The sequence below is a fragment of the Streptomyces johnsoniae genome, assembly GCF_031845565.1.
In the GTDB taxonomy this organism is placed as follows: Bacteria; Actinomycetota; Actinomycetes; order Streptomycetales; family Streptomycetaceae; genus Streptomyces; species Streptomyces johnsoniae.
In genome coordinates this window covers 138,675-153,362 of record NZ_JAVREV010000015.1, presented here as the reverse complement: position 1 = coordinate 153,362, position 14,688 = coordinate 138,675, and the positions used below count along the sequence as shown (strand labels likewise).

Below are 14,688 nucleotides of genomic sequence, written 5' to 3'. Positions count from 1 at the left end.
GGTATTGCCGGATACTCTCTCAGACTGCGGATGGCCTCGGGCGGCTGGGAGGACCGGAGGGCCAAGGCTCCGGGGCGTGACCAGGGGCCGCGGGGGTGTCCCGCAGCAGGCGACGCGGCCACGGTGGTCGAGGCGGCCGGGTCCGACGATGCCCAAGCCGGGCGGCGACGCTCGTCGGCGTCGGGAACGCCGCGGTGTTCGCCGCGCGGAGCCCGGACGGGGCGGGTGAACGGGGGAGCGTTCACCCGCCCGTGCGGCCCGGCGGGCGGCCGCGGTCTACTCGGCCTCGGTCCAGGTGAGCGCAACGTCGTCGCCCTCGTCGAGGAGGAACTGGCAGCCGCCGACCGAGGTGGCGGTCCCGTTGACGGTGATCAGGTAGAAGTAGTCGGCGGTCTGGGCGTGCCCGGCTATCTCGGTCACCAGGTAGTCCTCGAACGACGCGTACACTTCCTCGGCGGCGGTCGGGTCGAGGGCGGAGGTGGGCTCGTCGAGAACGAGGACGGCGGGGTGGGCGGTGAGGACGGAGCCGATGGCGACGCGCTGCTGCTGCCCGCCGGAGAGGGTGCGCAGGGGGCGGTGCCGCAGGTCGGCGATGCCGAGCAGGTCGAGGGTCTCCTCGACGCGTTTGCGCATGGTGTCGGGACCGACCGCCAACTGCTCCATTCCGTAGGCGAGTTCTTCCTCGACGGTGTCGGTGACGAAGCCGGCGAGCGGGTCCTGGCCGACCACGCCGACCAAGTGCGCGAACTCCTGCGGGGAACGGCTCTGCGTGCTCTGCCCGGCGACGGTGACGCGGCCGGAGAGCCGACCGCCGGTGAAGCGCGGCACGAGTCCGTTGACCGCGCCGAGCAGCGTGGACTTCCCGGCGCCGGTGCGGCCGGCGACCAGGCACAGTTCGCCCTCGCCGATGTGCAGGCGGACGCCGCTGAGGGCCGGGCGCTGTGCACCGTGGTAGGCGAAGCCCACCTCGCCGAAGACGATCACGCGACGGCCTCCCTCGGCTGCGGGAGCGGCGGCGGGGCGAGGACGGCGGGCAGCAGCCCCGCGAGCACGGCGAGCGCCGGGAGCGCGGGCACCTCGGGCCAGGACAGCGGGGTGAGCGAGGGGTACAGGTCGGCGGGGTCTCCACGCCGCGGTCCGTGACAGTGGGAAGCGGTCTCACGTGCGGCGCGAGTGATCCGACTCACGGCACCCAGGCGGGCGCCGCTCACGGTTGCAGGTCAGTGCCGGATTCTCACCGGCTTCCCTCGGCCGTACGCGTATGCGGTTGTCGATCTGCCTTGCGGCAGACGTGAGTTCAGGTCTCGGTCCCCTCGGCCTGTTCCTGGGCGAACTCCTCGTCCTCGCCCGACCATTCGGCGGCCTCCGTGGGCGCGGGGCCAGGGGCCTGGGTGCCGCCGGGGGATGGCGTGGCCCCTTCGGTTTCCGCGCCCGGCGTCTCCCCCGGCTCCGCGGAGTCCTCGGCGCCGGGCTCGCCGGAGGCGCCGGGACGGGCCGGGCAGGGACCGGGAGGGCTAGAGTCGAAGGCATGGGTGAGGACGCGACGAGCGTGCGGGTCGATGCGTGGATCTGGGCGGTCCGGCTGGCCAAGACCCGGTCCGCGGCAGGCGCGGCGTGCCGGGCCGGGCACGTGCGGGTGAACGGCGAGCGGGTCAAGCCCGCGCACCCGGTGCGGACCGGCGACGAGGTGCGGGTGCGGCAGCCGGACCGGGAGCGGCTCGTCGTGGTGTCGCGGCTGCTGCGCAAGCGGGTCGGCGCGGCCGTCGCCGCCGAGTGCTTCGTGGACAACAGCCCTCCGCCGCCGCCCCGCGAGGTCACGGCGGCGCTGCCGGTGCGCGACCGGGGCACGGGCCGGCCCACCAAACGCGACCGCCGCGAGATGGAGCGGCTGCGGGGGCGGTAGCGCCGCGCGTCCCGGCGGTATCAGTCCGTCACGCGGCTGCCGCTGCGGTAGGCGAGGTCGTGGTACTCGGGGTGCCGCTCCAGCCAGCCGGAGATGAACGGGCAGGGCGCGAGCACCCGGAGCCCGCGGCTCCGCGCGTCGTCGAGCGCCGTTCTGGCCAGGCTGCTGCCGACGCCGCGGCCCTCGTAGCCCTCGGCCACCTCCGTGTGCGGGTACACCGCGAGGTCGCCGGTGCGCAGGTAGTCGGCGAAGCCGGCCCGTTCACCGTCGAGCCACGCCTCGAAGCGGGAGGCGTCCGTATTGTCGCGGACCGTGGCCTTGGTGCTGCTCATGGGCGCTCCTCGCGTGCCTGACGTGCCCCGCGTGGAAGCCGGCCGGCCCGGAGCCGGGTAACGCGGTCCCGGGCCGGCGGCATCGGGCGGTACCCGAGTTTCCGCGCGCGGCGTTTTGACACGTGTCAGGCGCCGCGTTCCTCCAGCATGTCCGCCATCAGGGAGATCTCGGACTCCTGCGCCTCGACCATGCCGGCCGCGAGGCGCGTGATCTCCTCGGTGTCGGCCCGTGCCACGGCGGCCGCGGCCATGTCCACGCCCCCGCGGTGGTGCACGGTCATCAGCTCCAGGTACTGGACCTCGGCGTCGCGGCCCTCGGCCTCGCGCAGCGCGTCCAGTTCCTCGTCGGTGGCCATGCCGGGCATGGGGCCGCCGCCGCCGTGACCGCCGCCCTCGTGCCCCGGCATCCAGACCATGGGGGTGTTCGTGCTCTTGCTCGCCCCCCAGTTCTCCAGCCAGCCGAGCATCATGCCGCGCTGGTTGGCCTGGGTGTTGATGATGTCGTAGGCGAGCAGCCGCACTTCCTCGTCGTCGGTGCGGTCGCGGACGATGAACGACATCTCGACGGCCTGCTGGTGGTGAACGGCCATGTCGCGGGCGAAGCCGACGTCCGCGGAGTCCTCCCCCGGATCGTCCTCGGCGGTGGGCACGAACGCCGACACGGCGATGAGCACCGCGGCGACCAGGCCGGTGAGGCCGCTGGCCGCCACCAGGGCCCGGCGGCCGGTCACTGCGACATTCCGCCCGTGCACGCGGCACCGGGCTCGGGGGTCTGGGGACCCTGCACGTAGGAGTCGAAGAACTCGGCGACCCGCGGGTCGTCGGCGGTGTCCAGCTGCAGCTGCGCGCCCCACGCGGTGAGCGTGATCGGCGACTCCTGGTCCGCCATGGGGCTCATCAGGGAGTAGGAGGTGGACGAGACGCGCTCGCTGAGGGTCTCCAGGTCGGCTTCCGCGGCGGTGTCGTTGTAGGTGACCCACACGGCGCCGTGTTCGAGCGAGTGCACCGCGTTCTCGTTCGGTATCTCGTCCTCGTAGACGTCCGCGTCGCAGTTCATCCACACCTGGGAGTGCTCGCCGCCGGCCGGCGGGTTCATCGGGTAGTCGACCTCGCCCTCGACGTGGTCGCGGGCGAGGTCCGACCAGGTCTCCACACCGGTGATGTCCGCCGGTTCGCCTGGCTGGGCGGTGTTGTCGCCGTCGTCGTCCTCGGAGGAGGAGACGATGAAAATGCCGCCGATGACCAGGGCGACGACGATGGCGACACTCGCGGCGATGGTCAGCAGGCGGTTGCGGCGATCGCGGGCCCGCTCCCTACGGCGGGCCTCCTCGATCTTCTCGCGGCGCCCGACAGCGGCGCTCTTCTTGTTCTTCTTGGCAGCCATGGCAACGTCCTCGGCGAGAGAGGGGAACGGGGGGTGTGGTGCACGGGCGCGCACGACCGGCGCGCGACCCGGTGGGGCGGCGTCACGTTCCCGCCCTGGGTCGTGTCGTTTGGATCTTCGTGGATCAGGCCGCGTCGTTGGATGCGGTGCTCCCCCAGCCTGGCGGCTGGGGGAGGAGTATCGCAGCTCGTATGTGGGGGTACCTCCCGGACGGAGTCTGGGGGACGTACTCGCGCGATGCGACAACTGGGCCCCTCCTGCCCGGTGGCGGGCAAGGAGGGAGAGGTGCCGTAGCCGGCGGCGCGGCCCCGCGAAGATCCGAACGACACGGCCTAGGTGCGCTGGATCTGGAGGCGGTGCAGGTCCACGGACGGCACGGCGTCGTGTACGGGCCCGGCCGGGCCCGGCGCGGCGCAGTCGAGTGCGGCGCGCGGGACCGGGTCGGGGGCGGGCACGTGGAGCGGGACGGGCGGCGGGGGCACCGGGTCGGCCGGCATGCCGGGGCCGCCGTGGCAGCTGCTCCCCGGCTCCTCGTAGTCCATGTCCGGCTCGATGCTCGTGTGGAGCCGCGGCCCCTCTCCGCCGCCGTGGGCCGCGGAGGGCGTGCACAGCCCGATGGCGCACAGCAGGGCGACGACGGCGAGTACACAGGCGGACACGGCGGTACGCCGCGTGGCGCCGGCCGGACCCCTGTGTGTTCGTATCATCGCCCGTCATCGTACTCATGAGCCCCTGCGGACGCAGCGGCGATGCGTGTACGGAACGGCCGCCGTTCCAGGGCGGCTTCCAGTGCGGTCAGCAGTTCGCCGAGCGGGTAGGGCAGTTCGGCTTCCAGGTCGGCGCGTGCGGCCTCCACCGCGGCCCACTCCGCGTCCAGGGCGGGCAGCAGCGCGCGGGCCCGTTCCGTGAGGTGAACGACGCGCTGCCGGGCGTCGCTGCCGACTTCGAGCGTGACGAGCCCGCGGCGGCTCATCTGGGCCACGGTCTGGCTGGCCGCCGAGTGCGTCACGCCGATAGCGGCGGCGAGGTCGCGGATCGAGCGGGGGCCGAGGGCGACGAGGGCGCGCACGACGGGCGTGAAGCGGGGCCGGTAGTCGTCGAGGCCGAGCGCGGGGTAGAGCGTCGCGACGTCGGACTCCAGCTGGTCGAGGAGGTGGCGCAGCCGGGTGCCGAGGCCGGAGACGGCGTAGGGGGAGGCCATGCCCCGTAATATCACAGCGCTGTTGTATGAGTGCTGTGATAACTGGCGGAGCGCGGAGAGAAGCCGGAGAGAAGAGGGAACGATGAGCGCGCTGTATCCGGAGATCGAGCCGTACGCCCACGGGATGCTGGACGTCGGCGAGGGCCACCGCATGTACTGGGAGACCTGCGGCAACCCCGACGGCGTCCCCGCCGTCGTCGTGCACGGCGGGCCAGGCTCCGGCTGCACGCCGGGCGCGCGCCGGTACTTCGACCCGGCGGCCTACCGGCTGGTGCTGTTCGACCAGCGCGGCTGCGGACGCAGCACGCCGCACGCGGCCGACCCGGCGACCGGACTCGGCACCAACACCACCGACCGCCTGCTGGACGATATGGACCTGCTGCGCGATCACCTCGGGATCGACCGGTGGCTGGTGTTCGGCGGCTCCTGGGGGTGCGTGCTCGGGCTGCTCCACGCCCTGCGCCGGCCGGACCGGGTCGCCGCGATGGTGCTCTCCGGCCTGGCCACCGGGCGGCGGGCGGAGACCGACCTGCTCACCCGCGGCCTCGGCCAGTACTTCCCCGCGGCCTGGGAACGCTTCCTGTCCGGCGTGCCCGCCGCCGACCGCGACGGCGACCTGCCGACCGCCTACGCGCGGCTGCTGCGCGCCGGGGACCCGGCCGTTCGGGAGCGGGCCGCGCGGGACTGGTGCGACTGGGAGGAGGCCTTCGACGTGGGCTCGGGCGGCCCCAACCCCCGTTATGCCGCACCCGACTTCAGGATGGCGTTCACCCGCATCGTCACCCACTACTGGAGCCACGGCTCCTGGCTGCCCGAGGGCGAGGTGCTGCGCCGGGCCGGTGAACTGTCCGGCGTGCCCGGCGCGCTCGTGCAGGGGGTGCTCGACCCGGGGAACCTGCTGGGCACGCCCTGGGAGCTGGCGCACGCCTGGCCGGGCAGCGAACTGACGATGGTGGGCGACTCGGGCCACGGCCGCGGTCCCGGGCTGGCCCGCGCGCTCGTTGCGGCCACCGACCGGTTCGCCGCGCAGGCGCACCGGTAGCGTGGGATCGCCGCGGCCCCGCGGGCACGTTGCCCGCGGGCCAGGCGCCGACACGGACGAGCAGCGAATGAGAGGGAGGGGACCGGGATGGTGTTCAAGAAGCTTCTCGGCGCATTGGGAGTGGGCGGTCCTTCGGTGGACACGGTGCTGAACGGCGGGGCCGTCGTGCCCGGCGCCGCACTGGCGGGTCAGGTGCTGGTGGAGGGCGGCACCATGGACACGGAGATCACGCAGGTCACCCTCGACTTCGTGGCGCGGGTGGAGTCCGAGGCCGAGGACGTGGAGACGCAGGGCACGGTGGTCTTCCACCGCGAGGTCGTCGGCGGCGGATTCAAGCTGACCGAGGGTGCCAGGTTCGCCATCCCCTTCTCCGTCGGCGTGCCCTGGGAGACGCCGGTGAACGAGGTGTACGGCCGCCAGATCGGCGTATCCCTGGGCGTGCGGACCGAGCTGGCGGTGGCCGGCGCCCTTGACCAGGGCGACCTGGACCCGCTGCTGGTGCGGCCGATGCCGGTGCAGCAGGCCGTCCTGGACGCGTTCGCGCAGCTCGGCTTCGGCTTCAAGTCGGCCGACCTGGAGCTGGGCCGCATCGGCGGCACCGGGCAGACGCTGCCGTTCTACCAGGAGATCGAGCTGACCCCGCCCGGCCAGTACGCGCACGCCATCCGGGAGATCGAGCTGACGTTCCTCGGCTCGCCGGGCGGCGTGGAGATCGTGCTGGAGGCGGACAAGCGGGGCGGCCTGTTCTCCGGCGGCGGCGACGCGCTCAACCGCCACGTCGTCGGCCACGCCGACGCGGCGGGCGTCAACTGGACCGCGCAGGTGGACGGGTGGGTGCAGCAGCTCGCCCAGCGCCACCGCTGACCCGGCCCGGACCTCCCGGCCGCCCGGCCGCCTGGCCACCCGGCCACCCGGCCGCCTCCTGACCTCCCCCCGGACTCCGGTCCTGGGGGAGGTTCACGTCCCGGGTCGAAACTCCCGGGCCATCACTCCTTTGTGTGCAATTCGCGCGTCCCTTATGACGGCCGAGCGCCGCACGCGCCACTCAGGGGCCCAAGCGCCACAAGGGAAACAACCCGCTTGGCGGGTACGGAATTACCGATCGCAGTATTTCTGGTGTATGAACGCGTACGCACCGACATCCGTTGTCCGGGCCCGGGTTGGTGTTTAGCCTCGTAGGCCATGACATTGCTCAGGAAACTCAACGCCGCGCTCGGTTCCGCGACCGGATTCCAGGTGCGCCGCGTGCCCAGGGGCCACGCCGGGCAGCGCGCCGGCTCGGCCCCCGCCCGCGCGCCGGGGCGTGTCCCCCCGCGCAAGCCGCGGGCCGGGGCCCCGGCCTACCGACGGCCCGCCGCCTCCGGCGCCGACCGGCTGCTGCGCCGCCCGGTGTTCATCATCGCGCCGGTGCGTTCCGGATCGACGCTGCTGCGGATGATGCTCAACGGGCACTCCCAGCTGCACGCCCCGCACGAACTGCACTTCCGCCGGCTCGAAGTGCACTTCGCCACCGGGCTCGCCGAAAAATCCCTCGCCGCGCTCGGACTTGGCCGCGGCGACGCGGAACACCTGCTGTGGGACCGGCTGCTGCACCGCGAGCTGGTGAAGTCGGGGAAAACCTTCCTGGTGGAAAAGACGCCGGGCAACGCGTTCGTCCACGAGCGCATCGCCGCCTGCTGGCCGGACGCCAGATTCGTCTTCCTGCTCCGCCACCCGGCGTCCATCGCCAGGTCGTGGCACGAGGCGGACCCGGTCAGGCGCAGCCCCGAGCACGCGGTCCTCGACTCCCTGCGCTTCATGAACGCCGTGGAGCGGGCCAGGGACCACCTGACCGGGCACACCGTCCGCTACGAGGAGCTGACGGAGGACCCGGCCTCCGCCCTGAAGGGCATCTGCGCCTTCCTCGACGTGCCCTGGGAGCCGCAGCTGCTCGACTACGGCGACCACAATTCGGGCGAACCGGTCAAGGGTCTCGGCGACTGGAAGGAGAAGATCCGCAGCGGCAGCGTGCAGGACGGCCGCCCGCTCCCCGCGCCCGGCGAGGTTCCCGCTCCCCTGCACCCGATCTGCGCCGCCTGGGGCTATCCGGCGGGCGGCGCCACCGCGGGGCGGCGGACGGCATGAGGGCCCACGCGGAACTCGCGCAGGTCTGGCCGCGCGACGGACGATTGCGCCTCGTCGGCGCGCTGCACGGCCACGACCCGGTCGGCAGCGCGGCGGCGCCCTGGACGCTGCTGCTGGTGCTGCGGAACGTGCCGGAGCACGTGCTGCGCTACCCGGCGCCGCTCGACGGGCCGGCGTTCGACGTGGCCCTGCCCGCGGCCGATCTCGCGCCAGAGGGCGTCGCCCTGCCCGCGTGCTGGGACCTGTACTTCTCGCAGGAGCCCGCCTCGGGCGCGCGCGAACGGCTGCGGGTGGGGCGGATGCTGGACGACATCGAGGGCAAGAAGAAGATCATGGTCTTTCCCGGGCAGTCCGTCGCCTTCGGCGACGGCACGGCGCTGGTGAAGCCGTACTACACCATCAAGGACAACCTCTCGGTCGAGGTGACACCGGCACCATGAAGATCCGTTACCTGCTGCTGCACGCGTACGGCATGGGCGGCACCATCCGGACCGTGATCACCCAGGCGAACGCGATGGCCGCGGCGGGCCACGACGTGGAGCTGGTCAGCGTGCTGCGGCGCCGGGACAAGCCGCACTTCGCCGTCGACTCGCGCGTGCGGCTGCGCACCCTGGCCGACCTGCGGCCCGGCGCCCGCGCGCCGCACGCGCGCGGGGTGCTCGGCCGGTACCGGGCCAGACGCACCGCCCGGCTCGCATCCAGGCCCCCGCGGCACATCCCGTTCAGCGAACCGGGCCACAAAGCCATCAACCGGCAGATCGAACTCGCGGTGATCCACTACCTGTCGGAGCTGCGCGACGGCATCGTGGTCACCACCCGCCCCGCGCTGAACATTCTCGCCGCCGAGTACGCGACCGGCGGCGTGATCCGCGTCGCTCAGGAACACGTCAATCTCGGCACGCACAAGGAGGATCTGCGCGCGGCGATCATCCGCTGCTACCCGCGGCTCGACGCCGTCGCCGTGCTGACGTCCAGGGACCGGGAGGACTACCTGCGCATGGCGCCGGGCACGCGGGTGACCCGCATCCCCAACGCGGTGCACTCCCTGCGGCAGAAGCCGTCGACGTGCGCCTCGCACATCGCGCTCGCGGCCGGCAGGCTCCGGCCGCAGAAGGGCTTCGACCTGCTGATCGAGGCGTTCGCGCGGCTGATCGAGGAGTTCCCCGACTGGCAGCTGCGCATCTACGGCACCGGCGACCGGCACGACCAGCTGCGCGCGCTGATCGACGAGCACCACCTCTACAACCACGTCCTCCTGATGGGCCGCACCGACCAGTTGGACGAGGAGATGGCCAAGGCGTCGATGTACGTGCTCAGTTCGCGGTACGAGGGGCTGCCGATGGTGCTGATCGAGGCGATGTCGCACGGTCTGCCCGTGGTGAGCTACGACTGCCCGACGGGCCCGGCGGACGTCATCAGCGACGGCAAGGAGGGCCTGCTGCTGCCGCCGGGCGACGTGCCCGCGCTGGCCGAGGGGATGCGGCGGCTGATGGGCGACGAGGGCCTGCGCGCACGGATGGGCGACGCGGCGCTCGGCACCGTGGAACGGTACTCCCCCGAGGCGATCCGCGGACAGTGGACGGAGCTTTTCGACGACCTGCTCGCCGAACGCCGCGCCCACCGGGGCCTGTAATGGCTTCGCCCGTGCTCGCCCCGTCCGGTACGGTCTCGGGGTCGTTTTCACTGCCGGGAGCCCATGAGGTTCGCGTGTGGCCACCCCGGCGGTTTCCAGGCTGAGAGCAGGTTTTGTCATGGCATGTCGTATCAGTGAACTCGTGCTCGGTTGCCGCGACCCTGAGGTGCTGGCCCGGTTCTGGTGCGAGGTTCTGGACTTCGTCGTGCTCGATCGCGAGGACGACGGCACGCTGGAGATCGGGCCTCGCGAAGGGTTCGGCGGTCCGCAGCCGACGATCATCCTCAGCCGCAGGGACGAGCCGGAGAAGGGGAAGCCCCGGCTGCACATCGACGTCAACGCCACCGACCGCGACCAGGACGCCGAACTGACACGCCTTCTGGCACTCGGTGCGCGCCCGGCCGATATCGGCCAGACAGGGGACGAGCAGTGGCATGTCCTGGCCGACCCGGAAGGCAATGAGTTCTGCCTGCTCAAAGCCCGCCTCGCCCCGCTCTGACGGGGGCGTCCACCGGGACGTCGCGGTGGCGTGTGCCGACGTTGCGCGATGAGTTCCGGCTGCGCGGCCAGTCCGTACTCGCGAGTGCCAATCGGATGGAAGGGAGAAGGACATGGACTCGCGAAACAGCATGAAGGTGGGCATGTACTCCTTCGACTGCCGTGACGCGGCGGCGCTGGCGGGTTTCTGGGCGGGCGTGCTGATGCGATCGGTCGACGAGGGGGCGTCGCCGGCGTTCGCGACGATCGGCTTCGAAGGGGACGGCCCGACCTGGATGTTCCACCAGCCAGCCGGTGAGCTCGCCGTCGGTGACAACCGCCTGATGCTCGATCTGGGCGGGGCGGACGACTGGGCGGAGCAGGCCGACCGGGTGGCGGCGCTGGGCGCGGAGCGTGTCGGTGACTTCGAGCAGGATGGTGTCCGCTGGGTCGTGTTCCGGGACCCGGAAGGCAACACGTTCCGGATCTTCGCTCCGCGCCCGCGGTAGCGGCGGCGATCGGCGGTTCCGGGCGTCGGCCCGGCCGCCGTCCCCGCCACCCTCCCGGCCCTCTGTGCCGCACCGCGGAAGACGGACCGGCAGGGGTGCGTCCTTCGAGGTGCGGGCCGTTCAGGAGACGATGTCCTTGGTGCGGAAGCCGCGGTAGGCGAGGGCGAACAGGACGAGCGCGAAGGCCACCGAGACGGCCGAACCGCGGATCATGCCGCCCCACTCCGGGTCCGGCTGAAGTGCGTCCGCCCAGGCGAACTGCCAGTGGGCAGGCAGAAATTCGCGCCAGGAGCCGAGCGCGGTGATGGCATCGAGGATGCTGCCGACGATGGTGAGGCCGATGGCGCCGCCGACCGCGCCGAGCGGCGCGTCGGTGACCGTCGAGAGCCAGAACGCCGCGGCGGCGGTGATCAGCTGGCTGACGAAGACGTAGCCGACGGCGACGGCGAGGCGGGCCGCGGCGTCCCCGGCGCCCAGTGAGCCGCCGGTGGGCAGCACCAGCGGGCCCCAGCCGTAGGCGACCGAGCCGACGCCGAGGGCGACCAGCGGCAGCACGGCCATCGCGGCGGCGCTGAACAGCAGCGCCACGGCCAGTTTCGCGGTCAGCAGCCGGGCGCGCGGCACGGGCGCGGCCAGCAGGTAGCGCAGCGAGGACCAGTTGGCCTCGGCGGCGATGGTGTCGCCGCAGAACAGGGCGACGGGCACCACCAGCAGGAAGCCGGTGGCCAGGAACAGGCAGGTGGCGGCGAAGTTGGCGCCGGAGACGGTCGCGGTGTCCAGCAGGGTGCTCTCCTGGTCCCCGCCGGGCTCGCCGCCGACGGCGAAGGCGGCGGCCACGACGAACGGCAGCGCCACCAGCAGCGCCGCGACGACCAGGGTGCGGCGGCGGCGCAGCTGCCGCACCGCCTCGACGCGCAGCGGGAGCGTGCGGTGGGGGCGGTAGCCGGGCGCCGCGTCCAGGGCCGTGGTCATCAGGCACCTCCGATGAGGGTGAGGAAGGCGTCTTCGAGGCGGCGGTGCGGGCCCAGGCTGTGCACGGGGATGCCGAGCCTGACCAGTTCGGCCAGCAGCGCGGCGGCCCGTCCGGTGTCGTCCTCCTCGCTCGCCCCGGCGTCGAGCCGGATCAGCAGCCCGCCTTCCGCGCGCCCGGCGGACGTCACGCCCGGCAGGGCGGCGACCTGCTCGATCAGCGCGTCGGTGAGCGGCCGGGGCGTGCCGACGAGGAGGGTGCTGCCGTGGCCGACGATGTCGGCCACGGGCCCGGCCTGCACCAGCCGGCCCTCGGCCATGACCACGAGGTGGGTGCAGGTCTGTTCGACCTCGGCGAGCAGGTGGCTGGAGACGATCACGGTCCTGCCGTCCGCGGCGTAACGGGTCATCACCTCCCGCATGGCGCGGATCTGCGGCGGGTCGAGCCCGTTGGTCGGCTCGTCGAGGATGAGCAGTTCCGGCAGGCCCAGCATGGCCTGGGCGATGGCGAGGCGCTGCCGCATGCCCTGCGAGTAGGTGCGCACCGCGCGGTCGACCGCGCCGCCGAGACCGGCGATCTCCAGGGCCTCGGCCAGGTGCGCGTCGGCGGCGGGCCGGCCGGTGGCGCGCCAGTACAGCTCCAGGTTGGCGCGGCCCGTGAGGTGGGGCAGAAAGCCGGCGCCTTCGACGAAGGCGCCGACACGGGAGAGCACCGGGGCGCCGGGCCGGATGGCGTGGCCGAAGACGCGGATGTCGCCCGCGTCGGGCGTGATCAGGCCCATGAGCATGCGCAGCGTCGTCGTCTTTCCCGCGCCGTTGGGCCCGAGGAGCCCGAGCACCTGGCCGCGGGCGACCCGGAAGGACAGGTCGCGGACGGCGTAGCGGTCGGCGGACCCGGCGTAGCGCTTGGACAGGTCGGTGATCTGCAGCGGAACGTCGGCGAGTTGCGGGTCGGGGGCCGGGGTGCGGGCCGAGGGGCGGCCGGTGAGCAGCAGGGCGGCGGCGATGACGGCGCCCGCGAGGGGCAGGCCCCAGGCCCACCAGGGCAGCGGGGTGCCGCCGGTGGTGACGCCGGGCGCGGTGGGGACGGTCAGTCCTGGGCCGGCGAGGGAGACGGTGTGGGTGGCGGGCTCGGCGGGCGAGGCGTAGCCGAGGTCGGTGGTGGACAGCACCAGACGCATGCGGTGCCCGGCCTCGAAGGGGTAGTCGACGGCGGGCAGCGGCACGTCGACCGTCCGGCCCCGGTCGGTGTTCTCGACGCGGAGGGGTGCGACGAGCTGGGCGGGCAGGGACTGCTGGGAGCCGTCGGGCGAGATGTCGTAGACCTTGGCGAACAGCACGGCGGACGGCGCGTCGGAGCGGATGTGCAGCCGCACGGTGGGCGTTCCCGTGACGCGGACCGTCTCGCTCAGCGGCTCGGATTCGAACTGGGCGAACTGGCCGGGGAAGTCGAGGGAGACACCGAAGCCCAGGGCGGTCGCCTCGCTGAGGGCGCCGAGCCCGGGGATGGCGGAGACCGCGGGCGGCGAGCCGCCGGCCGGGTTGACGAACGTCTGGGGCTCGCCGGCGAGTTCGACCGTTTCCCGGGCGGCGGTCAGGCCGGGGTAGGTCTCCCCGGTGGCGCCGCGCAGCAGCGTGGCGCCGTCGGTGGAGTCGAAGCCGGTGACGCGGGTGGCGCGGAAGGCGGGCCCGGTGTCGGTTCCGGTGTCGCCCTTCAGGTGGCGGTCGAACCAGTCGGTGACGCGGCCCTCGACGCGGTCGGCCTCGGAGATACCGCCGTCGTGCCCGGCCCAGATCCAGTCGACGGCGACGGGGGCACCGTTGTCCTGGACGGCGCGGGCGATGGCGTCGGCGTGGTCGAGGGGGAACAGCGAGTCGTGCTGGCCCTGGACGACGAGGGTGGGCACGTCGATGCGGTCGGCGACGGCGGCGGGGCTGCGTTCGTGCAGGAGCCGCCGGGCCTCGGCATCGGGCTCGCCGGAGACGGCGACCCGCTCGTACAGGTCGCACAGCTCGGCGGTGAACCGGCCGCAGCCCGGATCGGGCAGGGGTTCGGCGGCCTCGTCGAGGTAGCCGGCCTCGGTGGACCCGGTGGTGAACAGGATGCCGGCCCACAGACGTTTGAACACGCCGCCGGGGAACAGCGCTTCGGACAGGTCCCAGTAGGTGATCTGCGGGGCGATGGCGTCCACGCGCGGGTCGTGGCCGGCGGCGAGCAGGGCGATGGAGCCGCCGTAGGAGGCGCCGGCGAGGCCGACGCGGGGGTCGCCCTCGGCGTCGAGCGCGACCTCGGGTCGTTCGGCGAGCCAGTCGATGAGGTGCCAAACGTCGGCGACCTCGGCGTCCGGGTCGTTCAGCCCGATGCGCCCGCCGGAGGCGCCGAATCCGCGGGCGGACCAGGTGAGGACGGCGTAGCCCTCGCGGGCGAGCCGTTCGGCCTGGGGGCGCATGTCGTCCTTGCTGCCGCCGAAGCCGTGGCCGAGGAGCACGGCCGGGCGCCGTTCGTCCGCGGGGCCCGCGGTGAAGTAGGAGGTGTCGATCCGCACGGTGTCCTCGCCACCGGGCGACTCGGGCAGGTCGAACGCGCGGTCGTGGCGGTTGACGGTCCGTTCGCCGCCGTCGGCGAGCACGCTCCAGGTGCCCGCGCCGGCGAGGAGGACCAGGGCGGCGGCACCGGCGATCAGGCGCCCGCGCCCGCGGGGCCGACGGCGCGGCCAGCGGAGTCTCATGTGCCGGGGGGTCCCTTCGAGACGGCCGACGATCTCCCCACGCTACCCAATCGGTCCGGGGCACACGGACACGGTGCCAGGTCGCCGCGGCGGCGGGCGGCCCGGGGGAGAATCGGGGGGTTCGCACCGAGTTGGGGTAATCGTTCGGGAGGCACCATGGGCCAGGGAGTACACGTTCAGGATCTGCCGGGGGTCGGCAAGCGGTACGACATCGATCTGGGCCGCGCGGATCAGCGGATCTCGGTGGTGATGCGGTCGGGAGGGGTGCGGGACCTCTACGTCTTCGCGTCCGACTCCGCCGACCCGACGGCGGTGATCGAGCTGTCGGAGGAGCAGGCGCGCAAGGTGGGCGCCGTGCTCGCGGCCACGTTCTTCGAGGCGTGAG

15 protein-coding genes, 2 pseudogenes and 1 riboswitch are annotated in these 14,688 nt (G+C 73.2%); of the genes and pseudogenes, 9 read left to right on the top strand and 8 right to left on the bottom strand.

All coding sequences use genetic code 11. From position 1 onward, the window contains the following. Positions 1-438: 438 nt before the first annotated feature. Positions 439-984, bottom strand: a pseudogene (locus RM779_RS24820) (ABC transporter ATP-binding protein); the annotation flags it as partial. Positions 985-1,120: 136 nt separating this feature from the next. Next, positions 1,121-1,247, bottom strand: a riboswitch (cobalamin riboswitch). 140 nt (positions 1,248-1,387) lie between these two features. On the opposite strand from RM779_RS24820, the gene RM779_RS24810 reads away from it, so the two are divergent. Next, positions 1,388-1,903 (top strand): RNA-binding S4 domain-containing protein, encoded by a 516-nt coding sequence (locus tag RM779_RS24810; protein WP_394813387.1) that lies wholly within the window; start codon positions 1,388-1,390, stop codon positions 1,901-1,903. Between the two features lie 20 nt (positions 1,904-1,923). Here RM779_RS24810 and RM779_RS24805 read toward each other — a convergent pair whose 3' ends face one another. The 5 genes from RM779_RS24805 to RM779_RS24785 form a co-directional block, all read right to left on the bottom strand. Then, positions 1,924-2,235 carry a GNAT family N-acetyltransferase gene (locus tag RM779_RS24805; RefSeq protein ID WP_311619965.1) on the bottom strand — a complete coding sequence of 104 codons (312 nt, stop codon included), beginning with the start codon at positions 2,233-2,235 and terminating at the stop codon, positions 1,924-1,926. A 125-nt stretch (positions 2,236-2,360) separates the two neighbouring features. Further along, positions 2,361-2,966, bottom strand: coding sequence for a DUF305 domain-containing protein (locus tag RM779_RS24800; RefSeq protein ID WP_394813384.1), 606 nt, complete (start codon positions 2,964-2,966; stop codon positions 2,361-2,363). Beyond that, the gene (locus RM779_RS24795) at positions 2,963-3,619 is read right to left on the bottom strand and encodes a DUF3105 domain-containing protein (protein ID WP_311619964.1); all 657 of its coding nucleotides are present in this window, start codon (positions 3,617-3,619) and stop codon (positions 2,963-2,965) included. Before RM779_RS24795 ends, RM779_RS24800 begins: the two co-directional genes overlap by 4 nt. A 332-nt stretch (positions 3,620-3,951) precedes the next feature. Further along, entirely contained in the window at positions 3,952-4,326 is a 375-nt protein-coding gene (locus RM779_RS24790; protein ID WP_311619963.1) for a hypothetical protein, read from the bottom strand. Next, positions 4,323-4,820 carry a MarR family winged helix-turn-helix transcriptional regulator gene (locus tag RM779_RS24785; protein WP_311619962.1) on the bottom strand — a complete coding sequence of 166 codons (498 nt, stop codon included), beginning with the start codon at positions 4,818-4,820 and terminating at the stop codon, positions 4,323-4,325. The genes RM779_RS24790 and RM779_RS24785 overlap by 4 nt, the downstream gene beginning before the upstream one ends. 82 nt (positions 4,821-4,902) lie before the next feature. Here RM779_RS24785 and pip point away from each other — a divergent pair, with 82 nt between their 5' ends. The 7 genes and pseudogenes from pip (at position 4,903) to RM779_RS24750 (ending at position 10,605) form a co-directional block, all read left to right on the top strand. Beyond that, positions 4,903-5,862: a prolyl aminopeptidase gene (pip, locus tag RM779_RS24780; protein WP_311619961.1), complete on the top strand. Its 960-nt coding sequence runs from the start codon at positions 4,903-4,905 to the stop codon at positions 5,860-5,862. Positions 5,863-5,949: 87 nt separating this feature from the next. Continuing rightward, a pseudogene (locus RM779_RS24775) lies at positions 5,950-6,723 on the top strand (sporulation protein); the annotation flags it as partial. A gap of 321 nt (positions 6,724-7,044) precedes the next feature. Then, positions 7,045-7,986: a sulfotransferase family protein gene (locus tag RM779_RS24770; protein ID WP_311619960.1), complete on the top strand. Its 942-nt coding sequence runs from the start codon at positions 7,045-7,047 to the stop codon at positions 7,984-7,986. After that, positions 7,983-8,426: a hypothetical protein gene (locus RM779_RS24765; RefSeq protein WP_311619959.1), complete on the top strand. Its 444-nt coding sequence runs from the start codon at positions 7,983-7,985 to the stop codon at positions 8,424-8,426. The genes RM779_RS24770 and RM779_RS24765 overlap by 4 nt, the downstream gene beginning before the upstream one ends. Then, positions 8,423-9,619 (top strand): glycosyltransferase family 4 protein, encoded by a 1,197-nt coding sequence (locus RM779_RS24760; protein ID WP_311619958.1) that lies wholly within the window; start codon positions 8,423-8,425, stop codon positions 9,617-9,619. The genes RM779_RS24765 and RM779_RS24760 overlap by 4 nt, the downstream gene beginning before the upstream one ends. A 118-nt stretch (positions 9,620-9,737) precedes the next feature. After that, positions 9,738-10,118, top strand: coding sequence for a VOC family protein (locus tag RM779_RS24755; RefSeq protein WP_311620030.1), 381 nt, complete (start codon positions 9,738-9,740; stop codon positions 10,116-10,118). 112 nt (positions 10,119-10,230) lie between these two features. Further along, positions 10,231-10,605 (top strand): VOC family protein, encoded by a 375-nt coding sequence (locus tag RM779_RS24750; protein WP_311619957.1) that lies wholly within the window; start codon positions 10,231-10,233, stop codon positions 10,603-10,605. Between the two features lie 120 nt (positions 10,606-10,725). On the opposite strand, the gene RM779_RS24745 is transcribed toward RM779_RS24750, so the two are convergent. Further along, on the bottom strand, positions 10,726-11,577 hold the full coding sequence (locus RM779_RS24745) for an ABC transporter permease (protein ID WP_311619956.1): 852 nt from the start codon (positions 11,575-11,577) through the stop codon (positions 10,726-10,728). Further along, positions 11,577-14,303 carry an alpha/beta fold hydrolase gene (locus tag RM779_RS24740; RefSeq protein WP_311619955.1) on the bottom strand — a complete coding sequence of 909 codons (2,727 nt, stop codon included), beginning with the start codon at positions 14,301-14,303 and terminating at the stop codon, positions 11,577-11,579. The genes RM779_RS24745 and RM779_RS24740 overlap by 1 nt, the downstream gene beginning before the upstream one ends. Positions 14,304-14,459: 156 nt before the next feature. Between RM779_RS24740 and RM779_RS24735 the strand changes: the two genes are divergently transcribed. Further along, a complete protein-coding gene (locus RM779_RS24735) occupies positions 14,460-14,687 on the top strand; it encodes a potassium transporter TrkA (protein WP_077062328.1) in 228 nt (75 codons plus the stop codon). The last annotated feature ends 1 nt before the right edge of the window (position 14,688 follow it).

What these genes read in the sequence shown, in the direction of transcription:
- RM779_RS24795 (WP_311619964.1), bottom strand. Translation starts at nt 3,619, where the DNA reads ATGGCTGCCAAGAAGAACAAGAAGAGCGCCGCTGTCGGGCGCCGCGAG.
- RM779_RS24755 (WP_311620030.1), top strand. Translation starts at nt 9,738, where the DNA reads ATGGCATGTCGTATCAGTGAACTCGTGCTCGGTTGCCGCGACCCTGAG.
- RM779_RS24750 (WP_311619957.1), top strand. Translation starts at nt 10,231, where the DNA reads ATGGACTCGCGAAACAGCATGAAGGTGGGCATGTACTCCTTCGACTGC.
- RM779_RS24790 (WP_311619963.1), bottom strand. Translation starts at nt 4,326, where the DNA reads ATGATACGAACACACAGGGGTCCGGCCGGCGCCACGCGGCGTACCGCC.
- RM779_RS24740 (WP_311619955.1), bottom strand. Translation starts at nt 14,303, where the DNA reads ATGAGACTCCGCTGGCCGCGCCGTCGGCCCCGCGGGCGCGGGCGCCTG.
- RM779_RS24770 (WP_311619960.1), top strand. Translation starts at nt 7,045, where the DNA reads ATGACATTGCTCAGGAAACTCAACGCCGCGCTCGGTTCCGCGACCGGA.
- RM779_RS24765 (WP_311619959.1), top strand. Translation starts at nt 7,983, where the DNA reads ATGAGGGCCCACGCGGAACTCGCGCAGGTCTGGCCGCGCGACGGACGA.
- pip (WP_311619961.1), top strand. Translation starts at nt 4,903, where the DNA reads ATGAGCGCGCTGTATCCGGAGATCGAGCCGTACGCCCACGGGATGCTG.
- RM779_RS24735 (WP_077062328.1), top strand. Translation starts at nt 14,460, where the DNA reads ATGGGCCAGGGAGTACACGTTCAGGATCTGCCGGGGGTCGGCAAGCGG.
- RM779_RS24760 (WP_311619958.1), top strand. Translation starts at nt 8,423, where the DNA reads ATGAAGATCCGTTACCTGCTGCTGCACGCGTACGGCATGGGCGGCACC.
- RM779_RS24805 (WP_311619965.1), bottom strand. Translation starts at nt 2,235, where the DNA reads ATGAGCAGCACCAAGGCCACGGTCCGCGACAATACGGACGCCTCCCGC.
- RM779_RS24785 (WP_311619962.1), bottom strand. Translation starts at nt 4,820, where the DNA reads ATGGCCTCCCCCTACGCCGTCTCCGGCCTCGGCACCCGGCTGCGCCAC.
- RM779_RS24745 (WP_311619956.1), bottom strand. Translation starts at nt 11,577, where the DNA reads ATGACCACGGCCCTGGACGCGGCGCCCGGCTACCGCCCCCACCGCACG.